4 protein-coding genes and 1 pseudogene are annotated in these 4,218 nt (G+C 64.7%); 4 read left to right on the forward strand and 1 reads right to left on the reverse strand.

The features are described from left to right. Positions 1-277: pseudogene (locus VJ897_RS15095) on the reverse strand (amine oxidase); the annotation flags it as partial. A 616-nt stretch (positions 278-893) separates the two neighbouring features. Here VJ897_RS15095 and VJ897_RS15100 point away from each other — a divergent pair. The 4 genes from VJ897_RS15100 to VJ897_RS15115 form a co-directional block, all read left to right on the forward strand. Next, the gene (locus tag VJ897_RS15100) at positions 894-1,187 is read left to right on the forward strand and encodes a helix-turn-helix transcriptional regulator (RefSeq protein ID WP_324056628.1); all 294 of its coding nucleotides are present in this window, start codon (positions 894-896) and stop codon (positions 1,185-1,187) included. 63 nt (positions 1,188-1,250) lie between these two features. Next, entirely contained in the window at positions 1,251-1,454 is a 204-nt protein-coding gene (locus tag VJ897_RS15105) for a helix-turn-helix domain-containing protein (protein WP_324056629.1), read from the forward strand. Between the two features lie 165 nt (positions 1,455-1,619). Beyond that, the gene (locus tag VJ897_RS15110; RefSeq protein WP_324056631.1) at positions 1,620-3,326 is read left to right on the forward strand and encodes a tyrosine-type recombinase/integrase; all 1,707 of its coding nucleotides are present in this window, start codon (positions 1,620-1,622) and stop codon (positions 3,324-3,326) included. Then, a partial coding sequence (locus tag VJ897_RS15115; protein ID WP_324056632.1) for a site-specific integrase occupies positions 3,317-4,218 on the forward strand: 902 nt, incomplete at its 3' end. The genes VJ897_RS15110 and VJ897_RS15115, both read left to right, overlap by 10 nt.

Raw genomic sequence — 4,218 nt, forward strand, 5'->3', positions numbered from 1 at the left:
GGATCTCGGCGAGCGGCCCGCGATGCGAGATCGCGTCGCCGTTCAGCACCTCGGCCCGCCAGAAGGGCGCAGGATAGGCCGCCACCAGCTTGGCCTGCCCGGCCAGCCAGCTGGGTACGTCGGCGACGGGAACGCTCAGCCATGCTGCCAGCCGGAGCGGCAGGGCAAGAACGACGCGGGCGGCATGTATCGTGTCACGCGCTGTCGAGACGGACCAAGTGGTTGAAACAGGCAGGGAGATTTTCGGCCTGCTTGAGAGGTCCGCTGGCCTCGCCATACGCGTCCATCCTCGCGAAACCCGTATGCTCCGCACTGCCGTCCCGGTTCGACCAGACAATAGCCGGCCCCCGCTCCTTCCCCCCGATCTTGCAGGGAAAGGCCCTTCGCTTCCTGATCCGTATCCACGCGATGCCTTGTTTCGGTGGCCAGCCGCTTCCCCGCAGGCTTTTCTCCTGCCCCGGAGTAGGCATACGCCTCTGCCGGTCCCCGGTCCGTCTCCCGGCCTCATTGACCAGTCACCGGCCGGTGGGTTTCGTTGTCGCGTTTCTGCGCCGGGCCAGAAGGAGCCGCCTCGGCGCGGGGTGGAGTGATCCCCGGATCATGTCGGTCCGTTTGTGGCCGGTGGGACCGCGCACCGTGGGCGCCGTTTTCGATTTGCCGACCATTGGTGCCGAGGCGGAGAAGCAGCGCGTGTAAACGACCTGTGGCGATGGCGACCGGCACTCTTGCACCGATCTGGCCGTTTCAGGTGTTCATGTTTCGTGCCGCGTCGAAAGCGGGGCTGATCGGGAATAGATGCCGGTCGCCACTCAATCAATTTCCGATCCGACACTGTTCCATGAACGCCAGATGTGGGTATCTATATGGGCCATCGCACAACATGGAGCGTTGGCATGAGCCGGAACCCCTTTGACAAGTCTGCCCCAGATATGACCGCCAGCCCTTCGCGCAAAGCCGAACAGCCCAATGGTGCGGACACCCCTCAAGTACCAGGCAGCAACCCGTATGAACTGCTGACGCGCCGCCGTGTCGCCGATGAATACGGCATCCGGGTCAAGGTTCTGGAGCGCTATGCTTGGGCCGGAGGCGGGCCCAAAATGGTCAAGCTGGGGCGTCGCACTGTCCGCTATCGCCGCGGCGATATCGAAGCCTTCATCGACGCCCATGTGGTGGACGGCCAGGGCTGAGCTCTGTGGCGCAGATTTGCCCTCCCAAGCTCGACATTTCATTTCGCAACCAGGTGACACGCCATGACATACAACAAGACCGACGCGCCAAACAAGTCGCTCAAGACCGTTCGCCAGGTCGCCGCAGAAGACCAGGTATCCGAGAAGACGGTGCGCCGCGCCATCGCGGCCGGCCTGCTGGCGGTGATCCGTGTGGGTCCTGCCAAGCGGTCGATCCGCATTCATCCCGACGCCCACGCGGCCTATCGCGCGCTTGTACGCGGCTAGGGTCGGGAGTCCAGTATTGTCCATGTCTGTCAATAACTTGTACATCTGTCGGGAAAAGGCACCAACAGTAAATTTCGGATTTCCTGTGCTACTGTTGTCCCGAAACGACCCGCCTGTCCTCGCCTGTCCACCCGAGACCACAACTTCGAAAGGCCCGCGATCCCGATGACCAAGTACCTTCGCCTTCGAGCCGATCTCGCGCTGCTCGCGTCCGGAACCCCAACCTTTGCCACACTCGCTGACCAGATTGCGGAAGACCGCGACCTTTCACCGACGCGCCGCCGGGACATGCTGTCCGGGATCGCCCGCGTGGCGCAGGCACTCGGTTCGCCGACAACTGACATTCCATGCAATGGCCGCTGGCTGCAACCGCGCCTGGCCCGCATCACACCCGCACAACTGGGCGTGACGCCAAAGACCTGGGCCAACAGCCTCAGCAATCTGCGCAGCGCCATGGCGCATGCCGGTCTCGTAGAGCACCGCAAGCGCCGGGTCGGGGACCTGAGCCCGGAGTGGCGCGCACTGTGGACTCAAGTGCTCGAGGCAAAGGATCCTACCGTAGCGCCGGCAGCGCGGCGCTTCGTGTTTTTCCTGAGCGCCATGGGGGTTTTGCCCGAGGACGTCAGCCAAGCCGATGCGGAGGCATTCCGCGAGGCGCTTATTCGCAACGAAGTCAGCAAGGACCCGGACACCGCCTGGCGCATGGCGATCAATGGCTGGAATCTCGCCGGTCAACGCTTCCCGGACTGGCCCCGCATCCGTCTGCACCTGCCGGACCGCCGCAGGACCATCCTGATGCCAGAGGCCACCTATCCTGCAGGCTTCATCCAAGAGTTGGATGCCCTGATCGGCCGGCTTGCCGCGCCGGACCTGCTGTCCGAAGCGGCGGGCGCGCGCCCGCTGAGCGCAGCCACCCGCAAGCAGTATCGCCGGCAGATCCTGCGCTTTGCCGCCACTCTGGTGCAGGCGGGAATGGCGGCGGAGGAGATCATGGGGCTGGGCGTCCTGATCGACCCTCCTATCGCAGAGCGCGGGCTTCGCCAGATGCTCGCCCGAAACGGCAACCAGACCAGTCGGACCATCGCGGACATGGCCGGTCTGCTGCGCAACCTTGCCCGCCTGCTGGATGCCCCCGAACCGCAGCGCGCAGCGCTCAAGTTGCTCGCCAAGAAACTGGCCCTGCCCCCGCAGAAAGGCATGACGGAAAAGAACCGCGCCCGCCTGCGCATCCTGCAGGACCCCGCGCAACAGCGCCGTCTGCTGAACATGCCGGACGATATCTTCGCCCGCCCAGTGCGGGCGACCCGCCGCTACAGCGACCTGCTTGCCCGCGAGGATGCGCTTGCCACGGCCCTGCTGCTAGCCTGCCCGCTGCGCATCAAGAACCTCGCCGAGATCGATCTGGACCGGCATTTACAACGGCCCGGCAAGGGGAGTGTCTTCCTTGTCATCCAAAGCACCGAGACGAAAGGCGGCCGTCCGATCGAGTTTGAGCTTCCTGAAGGTGTCGTTGCCCTGCTCGACGCCCATCTCACGTCACGCGCGCCAGAATTGTGCCCGCCCGCCACGCGTTTTCTGTTTCCGAAGCGCTGCGGCACGGATTCGATTGACCCCAACGCCCTGTCTGCCCGCATCGCAAAGCGCCTTCGCAAGGAATTGGGGATCGAGATGAACGCTCATCTTTTCCGGCATTTCGCCGTGATGCTGTGGCTCGATGCCAATCCCGGAGGCTACGAAGTCGCCCGCCGACTGCTCGGCCACAAGGAATTGAGTCATACGATCAACATGTATTCCGGCCTGGAAGCAAAGAGCGCGAGCCGGGCTTTCGCCGATCTGGTCGGCAGCCTGCGGGAGGGCAAGCAATGGCCCTGACTTTGCCGTGGGATCGATGGCCGGACGTCGATCAGCAGACTTGGACCACGCTGTTCACCAACGGTGGTCCGCTCGATGACCGCGGGGCGCTCGCCCATGTACGGCCCACGACACGGACCTCTCTGGAACGAGCGTACAGCCGATGGTTGAAATGGGTGCAGGACAGGGCTCCGGAAGTGCTGGCCCAGCCCCCCTCGATGCGGGTCCAAGCAGCGCGCCTGCAGGATTGGTTGGCGGACCTTGCGCATACCTCGCCGATGACCCGCCGAACGTTCGTGGATGCTGTCCTGAGAATCGCGCGCGCCATTGACGAGGATCGGGACTGGACCCCGGAACTCGCCCTGCAGCGTGGTCTGCGCGCCCGCGCCAGCCGTGATCATGGCAGCCGAAAGCGCGGCCGAATCCTGTCCAGCGAAGTGCTGTTTGATGCAGGCCGACGCCTGGTCGAGGAGGAAGCACCCAAGGTCGCAGTTCCGTTGTTCCGCGCAACCGCCCTGCGTGATGGCGTGATGATCGGCCTGCTCGCCCTGATGCCAATGCGCCGTCGCGCGTTCACCGGGCTGCGCATCGGCGCCTCATTCCTGCCGCACGCGGAGGGTTTCAGCATTGCGCTCCCCGGCACTCTGACGAAGTCGGGCCTGCCCTGGGAGGCGGAGGTGCCCGACCCCGCCGCCGATCTCCTGCGCATCTATCTGCGCGACGCCCGTCCCATGCTGGCCGCGCGCGCGAGCGATAAAGACGATCATCTCTGGATCGGCCGCACGGGCCATAAGTTCGGTGAAGACCACTTGCGCACACTGATCTCGAACGGGGTGGAACGGATCACCGGCATTCCCGTTTCGCCCCACCTCTTCCGGGACGCCGCCGCGACAACCCTTGCACGTCATAGCCC

Origin of the sequence: Salibaculum sp. (genome assembly GCF_035270045.1) — a bacterium.
Classification (GTDB): Bacteria; Pseudomonadota; Alphaproteobacteria; order Rhodobacterales; family Rhodobacteraceae; genus Salibaculum.